Origin of the sequence: Aurantibacillus circumpalustris (genome assembly GCF_029625215.1) — a bacterium.
In the GTDB taxonomy this organism is placed as follows: Bacteria; Bacteroidota; Bacteroidia; order B-17B0; family Aurantibacillaceae; genus Aurantibacillus; species Aurantibacillus circumpalustris.
Genome location: NZ_CP121197.1, coordinates 142,202 through 167,941 on the forward strand (window position 1 = coordinate 142,202; position 25,740 = coordinate 167,941).

Annotated in this window: 16 protein-coding genes; 5 read left to right on the plus strand and 11 right to left on the minus strand. The window is 36.5% G+C overall.

All coding sequences use genetic code 11. The features are described from left to right. Positions 1 to 83 precede the first annotated feature (83 nt). Both P2086_RS00590 and lolA1 read left to right on the plus strand, forming a co-directional pair. Positions 84 to 2,774, plus strand: coding sequence for an FtsK/SpoIIIE family DNA translocase (locus P2086_RS00590; RefSeq protein ID WP_317898478.1), 2,691 nt, complete (start codon positions 84 to 86; stop codon positions 2,772 to 2,774). 268 nt (positions 2,775 to 3,042) lie between these two features. Then, the gene (lolA1, locus tag P2086_RS00595; protein ID WP_317898479.1) at positions 3,043 to 3,696 is read left to right on the plus strand and encodes an outer membrane lipoprotein periplasmic chaperone LolA1; all 654 of its coding nucleotides are present in this window, start codon (positions 3,043 to 3,045) and stop codon (positions 3,694 to 3,696) included. A 247-nt stretch (positions 3,697 to 3,943) separates the two neighbouring features. On the opposite strand, the gene P2086_RS00600 is transcribed toward lolA1, so the two are convergent. From P2086_RS00600 to secDF, 3 genes are all read right to left on the minus strand, one after another. Then, complete coding sequence (locus tag P2086_RS00600; RefSeq protein WP_317898480.1) at positions 3,944 to 4,420, minus strand: GNAT family N-acetyltransferase; 477 nt, start codon at positions 4,418 to 4,420, stop codon at positions 3,944 to 3,946. After that, positions 4,398 to 4,574, minus strand: a complete 177-nt coding sequence (locus tag P2086_RS00605) for a hypothetical protein (protein WP_317898481.1) — start codon at positions 4,572 to 4,574, stop codon at positions 4,398 to 4,400. Before P2086_RS00605 ends, P2086_RS00600 begins: the two co-directional genes overlap by 23 nt. 65 nt (positions 4,575 to 4,639) lie before the next feature. Then, positions 4,640 to 7,711: a protein translocase subunit SecDF gene (secDF, locus tag P2086_RS00610; RefSeq protein WP_317898482.1), complete on the minus strand. Its 3,072-nt coding sequence runs from the start codon at positions 7,709 to 7,711 to the stop codon at positions 4,640 to 4,642. Between the two features lie 283 nt (positions 7,712 to 7,994). Between secDF and secA the strand changes: the two genes are divergently transcribed. Further along, complete coding sequence (gene secA / locus P2086_RS00615) at positions 7,995 to 11,285, plus strand: preprotein translocase subunit SecA (protein ID WP_317898483.1); 3,291 nt, start codon at positions 7,995 to 7,997, stop codon at positions 11,283 to 11,285. 40 nt (positions 11,286 to 11,325) lie between these two features. After that, a complete protein-coding gene (locus tag P2086_RS00620; RefSeq protein WP_317898484.1) occupies positions 11,326 to 12,732 on the plus strand; it encodes a phosphoglucomutase/phosphomannomutase family protein in 1,407 nt (468 codons plus the stop codon). A gap of 27 nt (positions 12,733 to 12,759) precedes the next feature. On the opposite strand, the gene P2086_RS00625 is transcribed toward P2086_RS00620, so the two are convergent. Together P2086_RS00625 and P2086_RS00630 are read right to left on the minus strand one after the other, a co-directional pair. Then, complete coding sequence (locus tag P2086_RS00625) at positions 12,760 to 14,067, minus strand: DUF5689 domain-containing protein (RefSeq protein WP_317898485.1); 1,308 nt, start codon at positions 14,065 to 14,067, stop codon at positions 12,760 to 12,762. A 3-nt stretch (positions 14,068 to 14,070) separates the two neighbouring features. Beyond that, positions 14,071 to 16,599, minus strand: coding sequence for a TonB-dependent receptor (locus tag P2086_RS00630; protein ID WP_317898486.1), 2,529 nt, complete (start codon positions 16,597 to 16,599; stop codon positions 14,071 to 14,073). A 127-nt stretch (positions 16,600 to 16,726) separates the two neighbouring features. Here P2086_RS00630 and P2086_RS00635 point away from each other — a divergent pair, with 127 nt between their 5' ends. After that, on the plus strand, positions 16,727 to 17,770 hold the full coding sequence (locus P2086_RS00635; RefSeq protein WP_317898487.1) for an endonuclease/exonuclease/phosphatase family protein: 1,044 nt from the start codon (positions 16,727 to 16,729) through the stop codon (positions 17,768 to 17,770). A 166-nt stretch (positions 17,771 to 17,936) separates the two neighbouring features. On the opposite strand, the gene P2086_RS00640 is transcribed toward P2086_RS00635, so the two are convergent. The 6 genes from P2086_RS00640 to cphA form a co-directional block, all read right to left on the minus strand. Continuing rightward, positions 17,937 to 18,356: a hypothetical protein gene (locus P2086_RS00640; protein ID WP_317898488.1), complete on the minus strand. Its 420-nt coding sequence runs from the start codon at positions 18,354 to 18,356 to the stop codon at positions 17,937 to 17,939. 319 nt (positions 18,357 to 18,675) lie between these two features. Beyond that, positions 18,676 to 18,864: a cold-shock protein gene (locus P2086_RS00645; protein WP_317898489.1), complete on the minus strand. Its 189-nt coding sequence runs from the start codon at positions 18,862 to 18,864 to the stop codon at positions 18,676 to 18,678. A gap of 92 nt (positions 18,865 to 18,956) precedes the next feature. Further along, positions 18,957 to 20,054, minus strand: coding sequence for a DEAD/DEAH box helicase (locus tag P2086_RS00650; protein ID WP_317898490.1), 1,098 nt, complete (start codon positions 20,052 to 20,054; stop codon positions 18,957 to 18,959). Positions 20,055 to 20,513: 459 nt separating this feature from the next. After that, the gene (locus tag P2086_RS00655) at positions 20,514 to 20,837 is read right to left on the minus strand and encodes a hypothetical protein (protein WP_317898491.1); all 324 of its coding nucleotides are present in this window, start codon (positions 20,835 to 20,837) and stop codon (positions 20,514 to 20,516) included. 1 nt (position 20,838) lies between these two features. Beyond that, positions 20,839 to 23,001: a T9SS type A sorting domain-containing protein gene (locus P2086_RS00660; RefSeq protein ID WP_317898492.1), complete on the minus strand. Its 2,163-nt coding sequence runs from the start codon at positions 22,999 to 23,001 to the stop codon at positions 20,839 to 20,841. Between the two features lie 86 nt (positions 23,002 to 23,087). Next, positions 23,088 to 25,703, minus strand: a complete 2,616-nt coding sequence (cphA, locus tag P2086_RS00665; RefSeq protein ID WP_317898493.1) for a cyanophycin synthetase — start codon at positions 25,701 to 25,703, stop codon at positions 23,088 to 23,090. Between the last annotated feature and the right edge of the window lie 37 nt (positions 25,704 to 25,740).

Below are 25,740 nucleotides of genomic sequence, written 5' to 3' on the forward strand. Positions count from 1 at the left end.
TTTTTTCATTAACAATTAATGGTTTAAAACATTGCTCTGTTTGCGCCAAAAACAGTCCGCAATCCATCTATATTTAAAAGATAATGGCAGCAGAGAAAAAAAATAAATTCAGAGGAGAAGATTCTATTGAAACCCTGGTAGATGTTGAAGAACGATCAATTGAACGTAACGACATTGAGGATGTTGCCAAAAAAACGGTTGAACGGAAGAATAAACCAAAAAACACACAAAAAGTTTCAGAACCAAAACCTGAAAATGCTAAAACTGTTTCTCCCGCTAAACAAAAAGTAGGACTTAAAACACACATTCAACAATTTCTTACTTTTTACAACGACGAACGCACGCAGAAAATTGTTGGTTTGTTACTTATACTTTTCTCAGCATATTTAACCATTGCCTTTGTGTCTTATTTCTCAAGTTGGGACGTAGATCAGGACAAGGTATTAGGAGATAGAGCTGAATTATTTCTCCCTGAAACCAAAGTAAAAAACTGGTTAGGAAAGTTTGGCGCCATTGTATCGCATCTTTTTATGTACAAAGGTTTTGGCGCTTCATCATTTATTTTAGTCCCAGTACTTTGTCTGTTTGGTTTACAAAAAGTAGTTCAACGCAAATTAATTAATGTGGTTTCATTTAATGCTAAATGGCTGTTCATCATGGTATGGAGCTCATTGGCATTAGCATATATTTTCTCTGATAAATTATTTTTTATGGGCGGAGGTTTTGGTTATTTTATGAATGCTAAAATTGCCAATTACGTTGGTGGTTTTGGATTGGGAGCCTTAATCATTTTTTCTATGCTCACGTTTTTGGTATTGAGTATTAATTTATCTTTTAAACTACCAGCCAGAGCTTCGATTATGATGGATGAAGAAACTGAAGAAGAAATGACTTCCAACTTTACAAGTACTTCGCCAGCAAAAGATCCTACTACTGCCGAATTCAATTCTTCACACAATGAATTAAACGAATCAAAACTAACACCCGAAGAAGAAGCGGAGTTATTAAACTTTGAAGTCATCACAAAAAATGATACTTCAGAAAAAATAGATCCTTTGGCTGATTCTTCTTTTGAAGTTATTCAACCTAAGGATGAAGTTATTCCTGTAAATGAAAATCAAGTAGATCTTACTGCCACAGCAAATGACAGTGTTGACAATGGATCTAAAGGAGAACCAGAACTGGAAATTGCAGCGACGGTTAACGAAACAGATATTATTGAAGACGAAAATAAAGCTGAAAAACTAGTAGAGCAATTTGGAGAATATGACCCTACGCTTGATTTGGGTTCATACAAGTTTCCTCATTTCGATTTACTTAATGATTATGGAAGCATTCAAAGTAAAGTAAATCAAGATGAATTGATCGCCAATAAAAATAAAATTCTTGGTACCTTAAAAAATTATGGTATTGAAATTGATAAAATTATGGCGACCGTTGGTCCAACAGTTACCTTATACGAAATTGTTCCTGCGGCCGGTGTGCGTATTAGCAAAATTAAAAATCTTGAAGATGACATTGCTTTGAGTCTAGCGGCTTTAGGAATACGAATCATAGCGCCAATTCCAGGTAAAGGAACCATTGGTATTGAAGTACCAAATCAAACACCAGAAATGGTGCCAATGAAAAATATTCTTGCTTCCGAAAAATTTAATAACTCACAATTTGAATTACCAATTGCTTTAGGAAAAACAATTAGTAACGAAATTTTTATAGCCGATCTTGCTAAAATGCCTCACTTATTAATGGCTGGGGCAACAGGACAGGGTAAGTCTGTAGGTCTTAATGCGGTATTAGTTTCCTTACTTTACAAAAAACATCCTGCGCAGGTAAAGTTTGTGTTGGTTGATCCTAAAAAAGTAGAGTTAACCTTATTCAATAAAATTGAGAGACACTTTCTCGCAAAACTTCCAAACTCCGAGGATGCAATTATTACAGACAACACTAAAGTAATTCATACCCTCAATTCGCTCTGTATTGAAATGGACAACCGTTACGCACTTTTGCAGGATGCGCAGGTGCGTAACATTAAAGAGTACAACACTAAGTTTATCAACCGTAAATTAAATCCAAACGACGGACATAAATATTTACCATACATAGTTTTAGTTGTGGATGAATTTGCAGATTTAATTATGACTGCGGGTAAGGAAGTAGAAACTCCAATTGCCCGTCTTGCACAATTGGCAAGGGCTATTGGAATTCACCTAATCATTGCGACACAACGACCATCTGTAAATATTATTACAGGAACTATTAAAGCGAATTTCCCAGCGCGTATTGCTTTTAGAGTAAGTAGTAAGATTGATAGCCGTACTATTTTAGATTCGGGCGGAGCTGATCAATTAATTGGACGTGGAGATATGTTGTTAAGCACAGGTAATGATTTAATTCGGATTCAATGTGCTTTTGTAGATACGCCTGAAGTAGAAAAAATCACTGAATTTATTGGCAACCAACGTGCTTATCCGAGTGCGTTTTTATTGCCCGAATATGTTGGCGAAGATGGTGAAAGTGGAAAAGATGAAGTAGACTTAAGTGAACGTGATAAGATGTTTGATGATGCTGCTAAGCTTGTGGTGCAGTTTCAACAAGGTAGTGCTTCGTTTTTACAACGTAAATTAAAATTAGGCTACAACAGAGCTGGCAGGATTGTTGACCAATTAGAAGCCGCAGGGTTTATCGGTCCGTTTGAAGGTTCTAAAGCACGTGAAGTTTTGGTAAAGGATATGGCACAAATGGATGAAATTTTGCAAAAAATAAAAAATCGCTAAAAGCTTTGCTGACACTCAACATTTTTCACGTCTCGTTTAATAGCACGTAGAAGGCTTTCAAAAATTACACATAAATTAACAAGTTATCGCTGACGGATTTCGAATCTATATCCTAAGGCCTTATTGGTGTAACGCCTTTAGAGTGGCTGTTTAAGCAAAATGGCAACTGTAAATTGATCTATTAGAGCCGCTATGTAAGCATTAGTTTAATTATTAAACCTTTTTTATCTTTGTTCGTCTATATTGGTGTAACCGTTTTTAAAAAAATATGAAAAAATTATTAGCCTTCCTTTTTTTAGTCAGTACCCTTATTTTTAACGCCCAGGAGCAAGATCCAAAAGCAAAAGCGGTACTTGACGATGTAAGTAAACTTACCAAGTCATACAAAACTATTAATGCTGATATTGTTTTTACAATGTTCGACAAAGACAAAAAGGCCACTGAAAAGCCACAGAATTGGAAAATTCAGGTTAAAGGACAAAAGTTTAAATTAGAAATTCCTGGGACGGTGATTGTGTGTGATGGTAAAACGTTATGGAATTACAATAAGGATGCAAAAGAAGTAACCATTAAGAACTTTGATCCAAACAACGAAGACCAAAATCCAAGCACCATGTTTACGATGTACGAAACAGGATACAAATACAAATACGACAAAGAACAAACTGTTGCTGGTGCCCCAAGTAATTTAATAGATCTCTATCCGGCCATTAAACCCGAAAAGAAAAAATTTCATACCGTAAAACTGGCAATCAGTAAAACAAAAAAGCAAATTGTGCAAATGAAGATGATGATGAAAGATGGTGGCACACAGGTTTACGACATTAAAGCGATGAAGATAAATACCGAAATGCCTGATGCTTTATTTGTATTTGATTTAAAGGGCTTTAAAGCTGATCAGATCAGCGACGAAAGAGATTAATTAACTTTTCAATGAATATTAAGGTCGGTTCGCCGGCCTTTTTTTATGCGTAAATTTTAACCAAAGTGCTATTTAACCGCAGAGTCTCACAGAGTTGATTTTTATCGGCAAATTTCTATTGTAATTTTCATAGCTATTTCCCTCGTCATGAAAATAGGCGACGTTAAACAGCGAGTTTCGCAGAGTTCATTTTCATTTACCTATTCTCAGTCTTACTCCTTTACTCTGCTTACTGTGGTAAAATAGTCTACAGATCTATTCTATAATACAAACTATCAATCGGGTTCGAACTATAATCACTCGGAAGATCGGATATTTTAATCTCTATAAACCCTTTCTTTAGATAAAATTTTTGAGCAGCTATGAATTGATCCATCGTTCCAAGAAAAATTTGTTTAACGCCTTGTCCCCTGCCCCACTCCACACTTTTATTTAATAACAGTGTAGCGGTACTATGCGAACTTCCCCTAAATTCTTTATCCACCATCATCCTTTTTACGACGGCATTTCCGTTTGAGTAAAGTTGCAAACCAACAGTTCCAACTACTTTCCTATCAAAAAGTGCGACCCAAAATTTCTGGTCGGTTAATTGATAAACTTCACTAATGCGTGTGCTTTGTGGTGAGGTAATTGGAATTGGAAATTCTTTTTCGATCCCAAGCATCATATGATTAATGCCGTCCTGATAATCTGGTTTATATTCAACTAGTGTGATCTTTTCCACCTAATTTTTTATTTGCGTAGATGCGTAAAATAAGACTTACCACCGAAAGTACCATTAAAAAGATTCCAAGGTTCGGGTGCCCACCAAATAATTCAAGTACACCAGAAATAAATAATAATCCTACTGCCAAATAACCTAACCAAGGTTTGCTCATTGTATTTGTATTAAATAAAAAAACCTCTCTAAATTTTCAGAGAGGTTTTTTTGAATGAATTAATTTTATTGTTTCTTATCGAAATCTACAACTATTGGAGTAGAGATACATAACGATGAATAAGTACCAATAACACGACCTATTAATAAAGCGAAGATAAATCCACGGATACTTTCTCCTCCGAAAATAAAAATAACAACGAGTACAAAGAATACCGTTAACGATGTTAAGATCGTACGACTTAAGGTACTGTTTAAAGCATAGTTAATTAAAGTATTACGCTCTTCTCCATAAACATCCGTTTTACCGCTGTCTCTTAATTTCTCACGAATCCTATCAAACACAACTACTGTTTCTGTCATGGTATAACCCATAACCGTTAAAATCGCAGCGATAAAATCTTGACCAATTTCTAAAGGAAGAAGTCCATCACAAATAGTATAACATGATAATACAATAAGCACGTCATGGAATAAAGCCACAACCGAACCTAAACCATATTGCCATTTACGGAAACGAACAACAATGTATAAGAACATCATTAAACAAGAAAATAAAATCGCCCCATAAGCACCGTAAACAATGTCAGTTGCGATGGTTGGACCAACCTTTTGTTGTTGAGGAATGGTGTAAGGTATATTCAATGAAGCTAAACCTTTGTTCAACTGCACTTCCACTTCATGATCAGCGTTAGGATTATTATCCGTTACACGGTATGTAGTAGTTATTTTAGCTTTGTTTGAAGTTCCAGCACCAATACTTTTAACTTCAAGCGCTGCATCTGGAAACACTGGTTCTAAAGCTTTCTTAATATCTTCAGTATTCACGTCTTTTTTAAAGTGTACTTGATACGTACGGCCACCTTTAAAATCAACACCTAAATTTAAACCGCCATTTTTAAAATAAAACACAATCCCTAAAACAATGATAGCGGTTGAAACTGCGTAATAAATTTTACGTTTTCCTACAAAATCAAAATGAAGATTTTTAAATGCATTACGCGTTAAATTATTATCAAAAGGAATTTCCATTTTACGCTCTAACATCCATTCGAACATTACACGTGTAATTAGAATAGCCGAGAATAAAGACGTACAAATACCAATAAATAAGGTAGTTGCAAAACCTTGCACCGGACCTGAACCAAATACATAAAGAATTACCGCCAAAATTGCCAAAGTAACGTTAGAGTCAATAATGGAAGACATTGCATGTTTAAACCCTTCTTTAATTGACTGAGAAGTGCTCTTGCCGAGCGTGAGCTCTTCACGTATACGTTCGAAGATGAGGATATTCGCATCCACCGCTAAACCAATAGTTAATACAATACCAGCAATACCAGGTAATGTTAATACAGCACCAAGGGAGGTTAGAATTCCCATGATAAAGAACATATTTGCTATCAAAGCAATGTTCGCTACCATACCAGCCTTATTGTAATACACGTACATGAATACAAGAATTACCAATAAAGCAATACCAAAACTGGTTAAACCTGAATCGATAGACTCTTGCCCTAAAGTAGGTCCAACAATACTTTCCTCAACAATATGAGCAGGAGCAGGTAATTTACCCGCACTTAAAATAGCAGCTAAAGCATCTGCTTCAGAATCTGTAAAGTTTCCTGTAATTTGTGACTGTCCGCCTGAAATCTCTGAATTAACGCGTGGAGCAGAATACACCATGTTATCCATCACTACTGCGATACATTTTCCTTTGTTAGCACCAGTAATTGTTTTCCATTTCTGAGCAGCTTCACTGTTCATACTCATACTGATTAATGGAACACCACCTGATTGTTGCGTATAATCTTTACGTGCGTCAGTAATAATATCACCACTTAAAGCAGCTTTCCCTTTACTGTCAGTTTGTTTAATAGCGAACAATTCGAAATAGCTACCAACAACTTTTCCACTTTCATCCTTTTGTTCCACTTCTTTGGAACCCCACATGAATTTTAATTTTGAAGGGAAAACATTTTTAGAACGCGCAATGCGTAAATAAGCGTTTACCTTTGCAGTATCAGCTCTTGAAGTTGCAATACCAACCGAAGCACCTTCTGCATATCTCTCAGGCTTACCGTCTTTGTCAACTTGAACGCGTCCTTTTAAAGGCACAAGCGGCAATACATTTTGGTAAAACGCATATAATGGCGCTCTCTTTTGAAAACCTTTAATAGCGGTATCTTGTGGATTAACAGAAGCTGTAGCAGCTGCTGTTGAATCTGCCGAAGTTGAATCAGCTTTAGCTACAACATTTTTAGGAGCCAAAGAATCAGCAACAGCAGAGGTATCTCTTTTGGAACCGTGTAATTCTCGGCTAATAATCGCATTTGCTTTGTCTAATAAAGGTGCAATTTCTCCATTTTCATAAGTTTCCCAGAATTCTAGGTTTGCTGTTCCTTGTAATAACTCACGAACACGCGCTTTATCTTTAACACCTGGTAACTCTACAAGTATACGTCCACCAGTTCCTAATTTCTGAATGTTTGGTTGAGAAACACCAAAACGGTCAATACGACTACGGAAAGTTTTTTCTGCATTTCCAATCGATTCTTCAACACGCTCTCTTATAAATTTAATTACTTCTTCATTCGAAGAATTATAACCAATCTTTGATTTATTTTCAATTGTTTGAAACAACGGAGCTAAACGACTATTTGGAGCCGTTTTTTTATAGGTCTTTTCAAACAAAGTGATGAAATCATCATTGTTATTTACACCTAAATTCTTTTGTGTTTCAGCTAAGGCGGCATTAAAAGGAACATCCGTACTATTATTAGAAAGATTTTTTATGATGTCGATAACCGAAACTTCTAACGTAACGTTCATTCCACCACGTAAATCCAGACCAAGATTAATTTCGTTCTTTTTACACTCCTCATATGTGTACTCTGCAACCAGAATGTCGTACACAGTAATTTTCTTCATCGAGTCAAGGTAACGGTCAGCTAGTATTGCTGCATAAGCGTTCAATGAATCCATATTACCGGAAGGATATCTGGCGCTCGCTTTTGATTGGGCGTATTCCCCTGCTTCCTTTTCAACACCCTTAGTAACCCAAGTAAATGATAAATAAAAAATACAGGCCAGAGCTAATAGGATGGCAAATATTTTAATGGCACCTTTGTTTTGCATAATCGTAAATTTCTACAGTAAATTTTTTTAAATTGAGGGTGCAAATATATCATTTTACCCCATATTTCCCAATTTTAGATTAATTTTTTGGTTACTAACAGCTTATCACCAAAATTTTAAAGTTTTAATCAAAACTTAACCCTGTTTTTAAGGGTAAAAAAGTCTTTGCCGGAGGTTCAAAGACATCCTAATTATTTCGCCTCAATCCGTGTTAACAAATCAAAATTAAACAACAGGCAATCTCTATTTTTTGTTACCTTTATTGGCTAAATTTTTATTTATTATGTTTGATTTTCTTAAAAAGCTGTTTGGTACTAAAAGTGAGAAAGATATTAAAAACCTTGAGTCTAAAGTAGAAGAAATAAATTCCATTTTTGCATCACTAAATTCAATTTCAGATAATGACCTGCGTGCTAAATCTGCAGCATTAAAAGCTTCTATAAAAGAGGCAATTAAACCTCAAAATGACAAAATTCTTGAAATCAAAATGCGCATTGACAATGACGTAGATATGGATGTTAACACCAAGGAAGGTCTTTATAAGGAAATTGACGACATTGAAAAAGAAATTACGGAAGAACTTGGAACCATTCTTACAAGCCACTTACCTGAAGCCTTTGCCGTTTTAAAAGAAACAGCCAGAAGATTTAAAGACAATAAAGAACTTTCAGTAACCGCAAATGAATTTGATAAAGATTTATCCAAAACACATAAAAACGTTGAGATAAAAGGTGAGACGGCCAACTATAAAAACACATGGTTAGCTGCAGGTACAGAAATTACATGGGACATGGTGCATTACGATGTTCAGTTAATTGGTGGAATGGTTTTACACGATGGTAAGATTGCTGAAATGACAACAGGTGAGGGAAAAACACTCGTGTCTACTTTACCAATATTTTTAAATGCATTGGGTGGACGAGGCGTACACGTTGTAACCGTAAACAATTACCTCGCCAAACGTGACAGTGAGTGGAACGCTCCTTTATTTCAATTTCATGGCTTAAGTGTAGATTGTATTGATAAACACGAGCCAAATACGGATGAACGTCGTAAGGCATATAACTGCGATGTAACTTACGGGACTAATAACGAATTTGGTTTTGATTACCTGCGTGATAATATGGCGCGCGGTGTGGATGAGCTCGTACAACGCAAACATAACTATGCCATTGTTGATGAGGTCGATTCAGTTTTGATTGACGATGCGCGTACGCCTTTAATCATTAGCGGTCCAACTCCACAAGGTGACAAACATGAATTCATTGAATACAAACCACGTATTGAAAAGTTGGTGAATGTTCAAAGACAATACATTCAAACCTGCATTATTGAAGCCAAAAAATTAATGGCTGAGGGTAAGGAAAAAGAAGCGGGTATTCCCTTATTGCGTGCTTACAGAGGTCTTCCAAAAAACGGCGCGCTCATTAAGCTTTTAAGTGAACAAGGTGCTAGAGCCTTATTACAAAAAACCGAGAATCATTATATGCAGGATCAAAATAAAGAAATGCATAAAATTGATGTTGAACTTTATTTTACAATTGAAGAAAAAAATAATCACGTTGAACTTTCTGAAAAAGGAATTGACTTTTTAACAGGAAACAGTGATGATCCAAAGTTTTTTGTAATTCCAAACGTTGGAGACGAAATAGCTGAGATTGAAAAAGGAATTTCAGATCCAAAAGAAAAAACTGCTGCAAAAGAAGTGGTAATGCGCGAATTCAGTATTAAGAGTGAGCGTATTCATACAGTAAACCAGTTATTAAAAGCTTACACCGTTTTTGAAAAAGATACCGAGTATGTTATTGATGGTGGACAAGTGAAAATTGTTGACGAACAAACCGGTCGTATTATGGACGGTCGTCGTTACAGCGATGGATTACACCAAGCTATTGAAGCGAAAGAAAATGTGAAAATTGAAGCAGCAACGCAAACTTACGCTACTGTAACACTTCAAAATTACTTCCGTATGTACCACAAATTAGCGGGTATGACAGGTACTGCAACGACTGAGGCACAGGAGTTCTGGAGCATTTATAAATTAGATGTTGTAGAAATACCAACCAACAGACCGATCACTCGTAAGGACGAACAAGATTTAGTTTACAAAACGAAACGTGAAAAATATAATGCCGTAATTGAAGAAGTTGAAAAATTAGTAGCGGCAGGGAGACCAGTTTTAATTGGTACTACCACGGTTGAAATTTCTGAGTTATTAAGTAGAATGCTAAAACTTCGTGGCATTAAACACAATGTATTAAACGCGAAACTTCACGCTAAAGAAGCTGAAATTGTTGCGGAAGCCGGTAAGTCGGGAACCGTTACCATTGCAACAAACATGGCTGGTCGTGGAACGGATATTAAACTTGGGCCTGGTGTTAAAGAAGCTGGCGGTTTAGCAATTATTGGTACAGAGCGTCATGAAAGTCGTCGTGTTGACAGACAGTTACGTGGTCGTGCTGGTCGTCAAGGTGATCCAGGAAGTTCTCAATTCTTTGCCAGTTTGGAAGATAATTTAATGCGTTTATTCGGTAGCGAACGTATCGCCTCTTTAATGGATCGTATGGGATTAAAAGAAGGTGAAGTTATTCAACACAGCATGATTACCAAGAGTATTGAACGTGCACAAAAGAAAGTGGAAGAAAATAACTTTGGAATTCGGAAGCGTTTGATTGAGTATGATGATGTAATGAATGCGCAACGTGAAGTAATTTACAAACGCAGAAGAAACGCATTGTATGGCGATAAATTAAGTATCGACATCGCCAACATGATTTACGAAGTGGCAGATGCTATTGTTATTGAGTATCAACCAATAAATGATTACGAAGGTTTTACTTTAGAGTGCATTAAAAACTTTGGTATTGAGAGTCCATTTAACGAACAACAATTCAAAAGTGGCAAAGAAGATGATTTAATTCACCAATTATTTGAGGTAGCCCAAAAACGCTATTTGGAAAAAGCACATCAAATTTCTGAACAAGCACTTCCAGTTGTAAGAGACGTTTACAAAAATCCAAATAACAATTTTGAAAACATTGTAACTCCATTTACCGACGGCATTAAGGTGTTGCAAGTTATGGTGAATCTTAAAAAAGCGTTTGAAAGTAACGGGCGTGAATTGTTTTTAGGTTTTGAAAAAGCAGTAGTTCTTGCGATGATTGATGATTCATGGAAAGAACATTTACGTGAATTAGATGATTTAAAACAAGCCGTTCAAAATGCATCATTGGAGCAAAAAGATCCTTTGGTTATTTATAAGTTGGAGTCCTTTAATCTTTTCAAAGAAATGATTAATAAGGCAAACAAAGAAGTAATTTCTTTCTTAATGAAAGGTGGTTTGCCAAACGAAAATAATAATCAACCTCAGGCACGTTTTACTCAAGAGGCACCGCAACAGAAAAAAGAAAAGTTAGTGGAGACCCGTGACGAACATGCTATTGAAGAACAAAACGCGCAACAAAAACCAAAGTCTCAACCTATTCGTGTGGAAGCAAAAATAGGGCGTAACGACCCTTGTCCTTGCGGTAGTGGTAAAAAATACAAAGCTTGTCATGGTGCAGGTATTGCATAATATTTTAAACGAATTTATTTCTCTATTAATATTTTAGAAAATGACAAAAATTAAATTTGGAACGGATGGCTGGAGAGCTATCATCGCTAAGGATTTTACAGTAGACAATGTAGCACGTGTAACAGAAGCTACAGCGAAATGGATGCTGACTAAAGAGAAAAAACCGACGGTTGTATTAGGACATGATTGTCGTTTTGCAGGTGAACTCTTTGCTGAAACAAGTGCAAAAGTGTTTATTGCAGCAGGTATAAAAGTGTTTTTAGCAAAAGATTTTATCAGTACGCCTATGATTTCTTTAGGCGCGGTGAAATTAAAAACGAGCTTAGGCATTATTATAACAGCAAGTCATAATCCTCCATCATACAACGGTTATAAAATAAAAGGTTCTTATGGTGGACCTTTAGGTCCAGAAAAAGTTCAAGAAATTGAAGATACAATTCCTGAAAAAGCTACCTATGATTGGAATTCGGTGGACTTAAAAAACGCAGAAGCAATTGGATTGCTTGAAATCGTTGCTTTGGAAGACATGTACATTAAACATGTTGAAGAAAATTTTGATTTAAAAGCAATAAAAAACTCTGGTTTAAGTTTTGCTTACGATGCCATGTACGGTGCCGGACAACGTGTTATGCAGCGTTTGTTTCCTGAGATTCATAAATTACATTGCGATAACAATCCGGGCTTTCACGGACAAGCGCCGGAACCCATTCACAAAAATTTAATTGAGTTTAGCGAGTATATAAAAAAGAACGGGAAAATCTCTTGCGGTTTAGCTACTGATGGTGATGCCGATAGAATTGGGCTTTACGACAGCAAAGGAAATTTTGTTGACTCACACCACATTATTTTATTACTGATTCACTATTTGGTAAAATACAAAAACCAAAAAGGAAAAGTAGCGGTTGCTTTTAGCACAACGGTGAAAATTAAAAACATGTGCGAACACTATGGTTTGCCATTAGACGTTGTGAAAATTGGTTTTAAATACATTTGTAACATCATGATAACCGAAGATGTATTGGTTGGTGGTGAAGAAAGCGGTGGTATTGCTATCAAAGGACACATTCCCGAACGTGATGGAATTTGGATGGGATTAGTTATCTGGGAATTTATGGCCAAGACTGGAAAAAGTCTGAACGAATTAATTGAAGAAGTCTACGCAATAACAGGAACTTTTTGTTTTGATAGAAATGATCTTCATATCAACGACGAAATAAAAAATAAAGTTTTAGCAAATTGCAAAAGCGGAGCGTATAAAGAAATTGGCAAATTTAAAGTAAGTCGTGTAGACGATTTAGATGGTTACAAATTCTTTTTCGATGAGAATACCTGGATGATGATTCGCGCGAGCGGTACGGAGCCTGTATTACGCGTGTATGCCGAAGCAGCAAACAGAGCTATTGTAGATGAAATTCTAGCAAGTGCTAAAAAAGTTTTGTTGGGGTAAGCTAATCCTTAACGCTCACTCCTATTTTTAAGGTCTCTCTTTTACAACAATATCATCCAATTGATAACTTGTTGCGCCTGATGTTGTGCTTTTGTATTTAAATGCAATTCGTGTATTCGTTGATTTGTGTCCACTTAAAGAAACATAACCCGAAGGAACCCACAAATAATCACTAGAAGTTGGAGATAAGGCGTAGTTAGGTGAAAGACTTGTCCATATTGCAGTTGTTGGATCTCCTGAAGTATAATTTATTGAAATCAAAACCTCCAATAAAGTGCCTGAATATTTTGCCGCTGATTTAAAACTCAACACCACATCCTTTGAAGTTGAAATATCAACTGCTGGAGAAATCAACCAGTTTTCTGAATTTGAATTCCCACTCACGTAACCACTAATTTTTGCGAAAGGGCTTGTGGTTAAAGAGGAAGTTCCAATAATCCAGTTAACCGAATTATTGGTGACAGAGTAGCTTGCCCAACCTCCACTATTAATGGTGTTGTCATTAAAATCTTTTAATAGAAATACGCCTGCTTCCAGAGTATTGACAGGAGCCGAACATAAAGGACCATTCATATTTACCTCAGCGTATTCTCTTAAAGTCAATTGCATGGTTCCATTATACTGACTCACAATCCCAACAATACTTCCATTTCCTTTTGGTAAAGTTTTACCTGCGAAATTACTACGACCACTTGTCCGCACCGTGAGAATCTTTCCTGCTTCACAGGCTGTAATGGTTTGGTTAGTGGTAGTTTTTCCAATAGCATCGGCAAAAGTCGGAACAAGCGTGTTTGTTTTAAATTCCATGCCATTGAGCTGAATAAGCTGTGATTGCAAACTATTCGAATGTGTTGGGCTTGCAGCGTAAAGCAAGATATCATCTACTAAAACAATTTTTGCTTGCACAGGATTTCCTGAAGAAAGTTTCACAATGTTTTTAGCCACATCAACAGAATCCAAATAAATCATACTGTTAGCTGAAATCAAATAAAGATTATTCAAATTGATTCTGATTTTATCACCCACATACAAACCTCCCGACTCTTTTATGTTTAATTGAATCGCTCCGCCGCTTTCGTCTTTCACAAAAATCTGCTGGTAAAAATTCCCACTCAGCTCATCACTCATTACAGTGCAATACAAATTCGTATCGCCACCTTTAAATTTGTAGGCAGAAATTGAATTAGCAGTAACTCTTTCTTTCATTTTACGAATAGTCAATTGTGCCCCATCGTTAACTTGTTTTAAAGGTGGGTAATCAAATTCTTTTTTACAGGAAAAAACTAAAAATAAAACGATTAGAAACTTTATGGAGTATTTAAAATAGTTTGGCATAATTTAAAAGCTAAAATTGATAATAAGCATATACGTAGTTCCGGTCATATAAACATATTTGTTCGGAAACTTTGAAACTTGTTGTTGATCCCATCGCAGTTGCTCGTAGCCACCAGTGATTGTGTTTTTTGTATTCAGCAAATTGTTTATACTCGCATTTAAATTCAGCGAATACCTTTTATGAATACGATAAGATTTAGACGTATTCACATTTAAAACGAAGTAGGAAGGAATTTGCTCCTGTCCGATTATTTTCTGAGCAAGTTCTTTTTCATTGTCCTGAAATTTACCGGCGGCTTCTGTGGTTCTTCGATCCGGATTGGGTTCCACATAAATTTTATCGAAATAATTCAAACAAACACCAAGCGACCAAAACTTTTTACCCATAAAGCGATAACCGAGTGCGCTTACTAATTGCGGTGAATTGCCAAGTTTGTAATTTTTAAGATACACTCTGCGGTTAAAATAAAGTGAAGTGTTATTATTGTCTTGCCAAGCTTGTAATTTTGGTTGGTTACTGTAATACGATTGTGCAAATCCTGAAACAAATTGAAAGATATGAGAAGTGTAAACAGTTTTCTCTATACCCAACTCAAAACCTCGGTGCGTCTGATTTACATTGGTCATAATTAAATTCACAAGTGTATTGTAGTTATCGTCATAATAAGTCCTCAACCAGGTTTGGTTATTTATTTGATTAGAGTAGAGTGTGAAACGCAATTTTAAGTTTGGGTATTTTGCGAGGTAATTAATATCGGAAGAAACAACTTCTTCATTTTTAATATCATCCACCACATCGTTTCGTACTCTGGGTGAAATAAAAACATTAGAGGCCTCGGGTGCCCTTGATAGTATATTTAAATTCGCAGTAATAAAATTTCTTCCATTTAGTTTATAGGTTCCACCAGCCTTAAAACCGTAATTCAGAAAATTTAATTTATCGCTTTCTCCCTTACTTGTCGTAGGGAATTTTCCATTTGCGACATAACCTGTTCTCCACAATCTACTATCTGAAATAGTAAGTCCACCATAAATATCCGCTTTTCTTAAAGTATATTCTGCCAAAGCCCAGGCCTCCGCTTTATTAATGGTGATGGCGTAATCGTAACCAAATTTATCGTCTCTGTAAATTTTTCTGTTCGGATTTTCAATGTCGTTTTGTTGAATTAATGGATCAACGCCAAGATTTTGTGCAAACTGATCCACATCTATCCAAAAACTTGCGCCCAAAAGATCTTCCATTTCTTTGTATCTTTTATTTATGTAGTGAAAAGCATTTACACCCATGCTAATAAATACATTTTCTTTTCGCTCATTGTAAATCAAATTAAATCCTGTTTGACTGAGATTTTCAACTCTGTTCTCTAAAATATAACGCGCTCTGGTTTCATTAGTATTTACGCTTTGTGTTCCACTTGCCGAATACAGATTCGCTTGATTTAGCGCTATCAACTCGTCCCAATTTATTTGTCGGGTGTTTACATCTGTTTCCCAATTATACGTTGCTGCGTCTCCACCTGTATTGTCAACCTTCGCATAAAAATAGCCTGGCAAATATTTATAATAATCTGGTTTCGGATTTGCAGCATTATTAAAATTTAAACCACTCAGACTTGATTTTCCAAAAGTGTGATATATGGTTGAACTGACTTTTCTTTTTTCATTGGGTGTATAAATATGTGATAGTAAAAACATTGGTCTACTTGTACTACTTATAGAGGCATTTCTTACTTTTCCATTTTGGTAACCCCACAAACTATTGTAGTATTTGTCACCGCTTACGACATATGTTTCTAACGTCGCAGCAGTTGATAGTCCTTTTTCAACAGGAGCCACAAAGCCAGTGAAAGAAAACAAATGTTTATCATTTAATTTTTTATCTAAAGACATATAAAAAGCTTTAGCGTCAAAATACGTTCCAGGCACATATACTTCATTACCCCAACGTGCAGAAGCAGAAAGTGTAAGCGCCCAATTGTTCTTCATTAAACCGGTAGAGTGTGTCAACATTACTCGATGGCGAAACACGCGGTTAGCAGTAGCATAAGAAACCCGTGTTCCTTTTTTAAACGAACTTGCTTTTGAATCTATATTTGTATAGCCACCCGGACCAGAAGACCCATAGCGGTTGGCCACATTACCGAAACGTGCTTCTACAAACCTAGTTACGTCATTTAAACCACCCCAACTGCTCCACGAAGCAAAACCTGTCTCAGGATTTGTAACGTTTACGCCGTTAATCATCACCACTTGATTCTCTGCAGAATATCCACGCATTCTATACCGAGCTGTCCCAAACTGAAAACTGGCGTATTGCGTAAACAAATCTCTGCTTGATTGTAAAAGCGAAGAAGCGTCTTGTTCATCCAAATCTGATTCAGCATCACTTCCACCTGTACTATAAATTGGAATGGTGTAATTCATCACAGTACTATCCGATTTTTGGTTTTGAGAAACGCGCAACGTATCTGTTTGCGAAATACAATTAAGTGTAACTAAAAGAAAAAAAGTGCAGAGTAATTTTTTTTTCATGCCTTGGGGGGATGCGTAAAAATAAGTAAAGGTTAAACCAGCAAATAAACTTTTAGACCAAAACAAAAACAACTTAGATAAAGATCATTTTCGTTTTTGTAGGTTTAGAGAAGATAAATTTGTTTTGATGAGACTTCCTGTAATTTTATTTTTTGTTTTTTGCATAGAGTCTCTCTCGTCTCAAAAGCTTGATAAGTCTAAGGAATACTACATTTCTGCTATCGGATTTTGGAACGTTGAAAACCTCTATGACACCCTAAATGATAAGTGGAAAAACGACGAAGATTTTACACCAGAAGGAATTAATAGGTGGACAGGCGATCGCTATTGGACAAAAATAGATCATTTAGCTACAGTTATTAGCCAAATGGCAACAGATATAACTCCTGATGGGCTAGCGATTTTAGGAATATGCGAAGTGGAAAATAAAAATGTTGTTCAAGACCTGGTGAACTCATCACATCTTAAAAAAAGAAATTACCAATTTGTGCATATTGAAGGTCCTGATATTAGAGGCGTTGACCCCGCATTAATCTATAACCCAACTTATTTTTCTTTAAAAAAAGCAGTGTCTTATCGTGTACAATTGGTTACAGACTCTACACACAAAACCAGAGACATACTTGTTGTGAGTGGTTTGTTCTCAGGTGAAGCACTCACGGTCTTGGTTAATCACTGGCCCTCAAGAAGAGGAGGAGAATTATTAAGCAGAGTAAACAGAAATGCAGCCGCAAAAGTTGCGCGGCATATTACGGATAGTGTCACCAAAAATAATCCGAATGCAAAAGTAATTATCATGGGTGATTTAAATGATGACCCTATAAACGAAAGCGTAAAAAAATACATTGGAACGTATTCTGATTTAAGGAAACCAGAAACAGATTTGTATTATAACCCAATGGAATGGCTTTACAAAAAAGGTATTGGCACCCTAGCCTGGCAAGATAGTTGGAATTTGTTTGATCAAATTATTTTAAATAAAAATTGGATTCCAGGTAATTACGAAACCTGGCAGTATTATAAAGTGCGAATTTTTAATAAAGACTTTTTAAAAGCAGACCACGGGAATTTTAAAGGCTATCCATTTCGAACGTACAGCGGAGGTTCGTATACGGGCGGCTATAGCGATCATTTTGCGTCATACATTATTATAGCGAAAGAGAAAAAATAGACACAAATTTTACGAATTTGCACTAAAGGGCATAGGAAAAACATTTGTGACCTTAATGTAAATCTTTGTGTGCTTTGTGGTTAAACATTGTACAAAAAACCACTTAGACACTAAGACCACTGAGAATCACTAAGAAAAACTCTAAGAGATTACTTTCTCCCCGTTATTAATTAATCTTTTTTCCGCTATAGATATTAGAGTAAATCAGCGACGGATGTGAATTATTTATATAGAGACTATCTGTCTTAAAAAAATAACCCTGGATGCGTGTTGCTGAAAAATTCGGCTCCGTATCAAAATTAACTTCAAAAATAGTTTCGCTGGTGGTGGAATTTGTCATTTTCAAACCAGTTGCAGCATCTGATTTTTTGACTTCCATTACAACAGTATAAGTTGAATCTTTTTTATACGGGTTATTCATAGCGTCGTAAAAGGTATTACTACTCTTTACCTGACAGTTATACATACCCAGGTATTTATCCCTAAAGTCAATTGGAGTTGCAAGTTTATTCTCAATTGTGTCTTTTTTGCAAGAGAACCCAATAAGAATTAGCAGGGCTACTAATAAATTGATTCTTGTTTTCATTTTTATTGTTTTTTGAGTGAAACAAAATTTGAATTGTAAACGAATACACTAATTTAAACAAAATTTTAATTCCTTCGACATTAAACCACAGGGTGACACAGTGAAAATATAAGTTGTTTCTCCGTGAATCTCTGCGGTTATTTAACCACAGAGTCACACAAAGTAAGCACAGCGTAACACAGTGAAAATATACTTTGTTTCTCTGTGAAACTCTGTGCAATACTCCTTAAACTCTGTGGTTAAAATGGAAGAAAAACCGTCACAAAAAAAACCCCTCATTTGCATGAAGGGCTTTAACTCTATATTTAGAGAGAGATAATTAAGCTAAACGAACGTTAACTGCGTTTAAACCTTTTTTACCTTCTTGAATTTCAAAAACTACGTTATCATTCTCACGAATGTCTTCTTGTAATCCTGTTGCGTGTACAAAGATATCTTGTCCACCTTCTTCTTTAATAAATCCGAAACCTTTTGCTTCGTTAAAAAATTTTACTACTCCGTTTTTCATTTTGTTTTGTTTTTTTGTCCTGTTTCCAGAACGGTTATTTATTTGTTTATTGTTTGTTTGTGTCTAATTACATTTTCTCAAAGCACCGTGCTTTAGTTAAATGGATGAGTTGACACCACCTCAATGTTTTTCTTAATTAATTTATTTATATCTTTTAAATAATTCATTTCTTCTTTCGCACAAAACGACATTGCTACTCCTGATGCGCCAGCTCTTCCAGTTCTACCAATACGGTGAACATAAGTTTCAGCTTGCTCAGGAATTTCGTAATTAATTACATGCGATAATTTATCTACATCAATTCCACGAGATGCAATATCTGTGGCTACTAATATACGAATTGTTCTGTTCTTAAAACCTTTTAATGCTCTTTCTCTTGCACCTTGCGATTTATTTCCATGAATTGCCGCTGCAGCAATACCCAAAGTAGCCAAATCCTTCACAACCTTATCAGCACCATGTTTGGTACGGGTAAATACTAAAGCATGTTCAATATTATTACTCGATAAAACGTGTTTTAACAAACCGCGTTTATTCTCTTTTTTAACATAATAAACCGATTGTTCTACCAAAGTTGTGGTAGAAGATACCGGATTAACAGCCACACTTACCGGATTAACCAAAATGGTATTAGCCAGTTTCATAATAGCCGGAGCTGCCGTAGCAGAGAAAAATAAAGTCTGACGTTTAGCAGGAATCTTAGTGATGATCTTTTTAATATCATTAATAAAACCCATGTCCAACATACGATCTGCTTCGTCTAATACAAAGTGCTCGATGTTGTTTAGTTTTACGTACCCTTGATTCATTAAATCTAATAATCTACCTGGAGTAGCAACAATTACGTCAACCCCTCTGCGTAAATTATTTACTTGGTTTACCTGAGATACACCACCAAAAATGATGCAATGAGAAATACCTAAGTTTTTACCGTATGCTGTAAAGTTTTCACTTATTTGAGAAACTAGTTCGCGGGTTGGAGCAAGGATAAGCGCTTTAACAGTGCCAGGACCTTGTCTTTGATTGCTTCTTTTAGCGTCTAATAATTGTAAGATTGGAAGAGCAAAAGCAGCCGTCTTACCGGTACCAGTTTGCGCGCAACCAAAAATATCTTTTCCTTCTAAAATATGGGGAATCGCTTGTTCTTGAATAGGAGTGGGTTCTGTGTACCCTTTTTTGTCAAGTGCCATGACCAGTGGCTTAATTAGTCTTAAATTTGAAAATGTCATTAAATTGTTTAATTCGTTTATTTTTTATTTTACACGTGATCTTTCATCACATCATTTTAATCTAAGAAAAGTGTAAAATTAATCGAATTGTAATCTGGGTGACACAAACAAGAAGTATACAATCTTCTAAAGAAGAGGATACAAATATACACAACTTATGAACATTAAGCTAGGATTATTTGGACAGAAGTCTAATCAACTGGTAATCAGAGTATAATAATACAGAAGAAATTAAAGAAATAGGTTCTTTCAGGTTTTTTGGGCGCCCGGGCGGGCTGCTTCGGGCTCCGCTAAGCACAAGCTGGCTAAACAAGCCAACGGCTTGCTTCCCTGCTCCGGTTTTTTTTAGCGATAAAAGAGGCATCGCTAAAAAAGAACTAAACCCTTTGCATACTTGGCGCGAAATCTCCCAATTCCGTCTCAATCCCTCAAGCTAGAACCGGCAATCATCTTCGTATATGATTCATCGTTTCCAGCACGGATTTTTAAAAAAATGTTGAATTTATTTCTGCATTTGTCTTCCATATTACAAAAGAAGGGCAGTTTTGCGGGTTGGTAGTTTAGGGTAGGCGGTTTATTCAAGAGTTGAGATTTACTAACAACCGATTGAAAATGCGTTTTGTAAACATCAGATGTATAACCAACAAAGGGCGACCAATTAACTTTAGTTGGAAATTTGTTTTGGGCGTCAATCGTTAAGTTTAAACACACAAAGCAAATCGCTATACAAATTCTGGTTTTCATCTTAATCCATTTTAATAATTTTCCGAGTGTAAACCACTTCTCCAAAGTTGAGTTGAATAAAATAAATTCCTTCTTTAAGATGACTTACGGAAAGTATGCTATTGCCTTTTTGAAAATCTTGCGAAAGAATAAGTTTTCCTAATTGATCGTAGAGTTTCACCAAAGCAGCGTGTTGCAATTCTAAATGAAGATTTTCATTAAGTGGATTAGGATAAATACGAAAGTTTGAGTTTAAATTTTCATTAATGCCAGTACAATTAGAATAAATAACACTAACGGTTTTTGAATTGTTGCATCCTGTTAAAGTATTCGTACCAGCAACTGAAAAAACACTGCTAGCGTTTATTGAAACTGAAATAGTTGGTGTAAGTTGTGTGGTACTCCAACTATAAGTGGAAGCGCCAGAAACAGTAAGGGTGGCAGATTGCCCCGGACAAACCGTTGCTGGTTGTGCGGTAACAACAAGTGAAGGGTTAGCATTAACAGTAAGCACAAAACCTGCTCGCGTTCCATCTGCCGTGCAAGTTGCCGCCGCCGCATAATAGGTATAAGTGCCGGCGCTTAAGGTAGGGGTAACCAACACAGAGCCTGAACCAATGGAACTGCTTGCTGTGTTAGACGCATACCAGGTAATAGCTGCAGTACTCATGGCTGTAATGCTCGTATTCTGACCACTACAAATGTTTTTGTTTTGCTCACAAGTATTGCCATAGGGAACATCAAGACAAGTAGACAGTTTACAAACAAATACATCTAAAGTACCGTTAGAAGTGAGATTATAAACGGATGGCCCGGGATCAAAATCGGCAGTTAATGAAAAACTGCCTGTAAAATAAACCGAACCTGTATTGTCTAACCATAAATCACGAGCACCGTCAAATGAAGGACCTCCAAGTTGTTTAGCATCTATAAAATTACCGGTATCATCCAACTCTAGTAGAAAAATGTCTGTACCACCAACTGACGTGAGGCTATAAGTGGCTGGCCCGGGATCAAAATCGACACTTAAACTAAACGACCCCATGGCAAATAACGTGTTATTTTTATCGATACAAATTCCAGTCATAATTTCAGTACTTGGACCACCCACCTGTTTGCCCCATAAAAAATTACCTCCGGCATCCAGTTTAATAACAATAGCATCATTCATACCTAAAGAGTTGAGTGTGTAACTGCCAATGCCTGGGTCAACATCTACGGTACCTGTAAAAGACCCACCTAAATACAAATTGTTAAGAGTATCCAACGTGAGCAATGACAGTCCAGTCTTATCAGGTGAAGCGTTTCCAAAAGATACCGCCCAGATGAAATTACTGGCTGGGTCTAGTTTTAGCACGTAAGAGTCACCATAGATCGTAGTGATTGCAGTAAGTGAAAAACTTCCGGGCCCAGGATTAAAATCTACGCTCCCTCTGAACAAACCCGTAAGCAAAATATTATTTGCGCTATCAAATTCTATATATTCAAAAAAGTCGTGCAAAGATCCACCATAACGTAATGCCCACAATAAAAGCCCATTATTTGAAAATTTACATACAAAAACATCGTTTCCACCATTCGAAGTCAGTGGAAAATTCCCAGCACCCGGATCAAAATCAACAGTACCCATAAAACTCCCGCAAACAATAAAATTTCCCGCGGCATCGTATTTTATAATGGGGTTACTAACATATAGGCCTGTAGTATATAAAAAACCGGAAATGAAATTTCCTGAGGGATCTAGTTTATTGTATATGGTTTGTGTTATCCCAGTGGTTCCAACCGTATACTGCCCACTACCCGGATCAAGATCAGCTGTTCCAGTTATTATTCCTGCCATCCAAATATTCTGTTGAGGATCAAGACAAAGCGAAGTCAGTTGACCACCACCACTTGATTCCAGGTTGAGTTGTACCCCCCAAAGAAAATTTCCTGCAGGATCAAATTTCAAAACATAAAGATCTTGTCCCGCCGCAGTAAGAGTATATACAGAGGGTCCGGGATCAAAATCCACCGTCCCTGAAAAAGTTCCTGCTGTGTACCAATTTCCACATTGGTCGGTTACAATGGGCCAACCCAAGTCATGGTAAGGTCCACCAAAAGAAACGGCTTTGTTTAATACGAGTGGTTGGGAAAAACCAGAAATTGAAATAAGAAGGACTATTAAAGTAAATAGACTTTTCATGGGTTCAGGTTAACAGATGACTATATCGAAGATAATGAAAAAACATGTACCCACTTTAAATAAGATTCCTCTCTTTCAGAAAATCTTTACCCCCCTCTCTCCTTTTCCAAATAAGAATGTACTACATCAATGGCATTATCAATCACATCACTTAAAGCTACAATGTACGCCCCGGGCTTTGCCAGTGTAAATGCATGCTTCAAGGCTTCAACTTCTTTTGGAATGTATTCGTAGGATTTTTTCTTGTCGTGTTGTTTGATGCCTTCAAATAATAAGTCCACAATCTCTTGCGCTTGTCTGCCACGTAAAAATTTATCCTGACGAATAATAATGTGGTCAAACATTTCTGCCGAAATCCTTCCCATTTCTCGAATGTCCTCATCGCGTCTATCTCCTGTACCAGTGATAATGCCAATTTTTAAAGGAGATTCAATAGAAGTCAAAAATTCTTTAATGCCTTTAAATCCATCCGGGTTGTGCGCAAAATCAATCAGTACTTTGTAATCTTTAAAATCGAACACATTCATTCGTCCAGGTGTTTGGGCTGCAGAAGGAATAAAGGTTTCAAGGTTCGTTTTAATGTCTTCTATTTGAAATCCATAAACATAAGATGCCAGAGTTGCCGCAAGTACATTTGAAATCATAAAGGATACTTTTCCGCCAAACGTTAGTGGTATATTAATTACCTTATCGATTCTAAACTTCCATTCTCCTTTTTTGATGGTGATAAAACCGTTTTCGTAGATAGCTGCAATGCCTCCTTTTTTGCAATGTTCTTTTATTATTTTATTATTTTCATCTAAACTGAAATAGGCAACATTACAATCGGCGTTTTTCCCAAGCAGCACACAATATTCATTATCAGCATTAAGAACTGCGTAACCATCGCGTTTCACACTTTTCACCACAACGCCTTTTACATTGGCCATGTCTTTCAAGGTATTAATATCCGAAAGTCCCATGTGATCTTCCTGAATATTTGTCACAACGGCCACATCGCACCTTCCAAAACCCAATCCTGAGCGTAAAATACCACCACGCGCTGTTTCAAGCACTGCAAACTCAACGGTAGGATCTTTTAAAATAAATTCGGCACTTATCGGACCCGTTGTATCTCCCTTAGTAAGCATGGAATTTTGCACGTAAATTCCATCAGATGTTGTAAACCCAACACGGTAACCATTATTTTTTACAATGTGTGCAATCAATCGTGTTGTAGTAGTTTTTCCATTTGTGCCTGTAACCGCGATAATTGGAATACGGCAATCTTTCCCTGGAGGATAAAGCATATCAATTACTGGTGCCGCAACATTTCTAGGTAAGCCAACCGCAGGTGCAAGGTGCATTCTAAATCCAGGAGCGGCGTTTACTTCAAGAACAACACCACCAGTAGATTCAAGCGGCTCACTTAAATTAGTTGCCATTATGTCGATACCACAAATATCTAATCCAATTACTCGTGAAATACGTTCGCAATAAAAAATATTGGTCGGGTGCATGATGTCTGTAATGTCCGTAGAAGTTCCGCCAGTACTAAGGTTGGCGGTGCCTTTCAAATAACATTTTTCATTTTTTTTAGGGACAGTTGCTAAGGTATACTTGTATTTGGCTATTTGATCAAGTGTTTCTTTATCGATGGTTATTTCGGTTAAAACGTTTTCATGTCCGTAACCCCTGCGCGGATCATTATTTTCAGTATCAATGAGTTGTTGCAGAGTTGATTTACCGTCACCAATCACATGGGCTGGCTCTCTTAACGCAGCAGCGATAAAACGGTTATTAATTACCAATACTCTAAAATCAAATCCCTGAATAAATTTTTCTACAATTATACGGTACGAATATTTTTTGGCATGATGAAAAGCTTCAATCGCCTCTTCTTCGGTTTTTACGTTGATGGTGGCTCCTTTACCATGATTGCCGTCTAAAGGCTTAAACACCAATGGAAATTTCACATAGTCAATCACTTCTTTAACTTGTTCGAGTTGACTGATACACATGCCTTTCGCAACTGGAATAGCTGCTTCCTCAAGCATTCTTTTGGTTTCATCTTTATTACTTGCCAAATCTACGGCAATAGAACTGGTTCTATCTGTCATAGTAGCTCTGAAGCGTACCTGATTTTTACCGTAACCTAGTTGAATTAAAGATTCTTTATTCAAACGGATGTAAGGAATATTTCTAGCAACAGCTTCATCTACAATAGATCCTGTGCTAGGCCCAAAGCGCACTCTTTCGCGCATTTTACGCATATCAATTATATCAGTAGTTAAATCGTATTCCTTTGCATCCACAATAGATTGGGCAATTGCCACGGCAGCCTTTGCAGCAAAAACCCCAACGTTTTCCTCCATGTATGAAAATACAACGTTGTAAATACCTGTAGCCCCAGTTCCACGAGTTCTCCCGAATCCTACTTCCATACCGGCGAGAGTTTGAATTTCTAATGCAATGTGTTCAATCACATGTCCCATCCAGGTTCCTTCTTCAACCCTTTCAAAAAAACCACCCTCGTAATCCTTAGAACAACGATGGCTAACCATTGTAGGAAACATCTTTTTTAAACGCTCTAAAAAACCAGGAATCTTGTTTGTTGGTGATTGCTCCAATTCTTGCAGATCTAATTTCATTACGATCAATTTTTTGCGATAATTAGACCAATAATTCGGGCCCCTGAGGGTTTTAATTTCGATGATTTGCATAAGAAATAGATTGATTATGGATCAATGTAGGATTTGT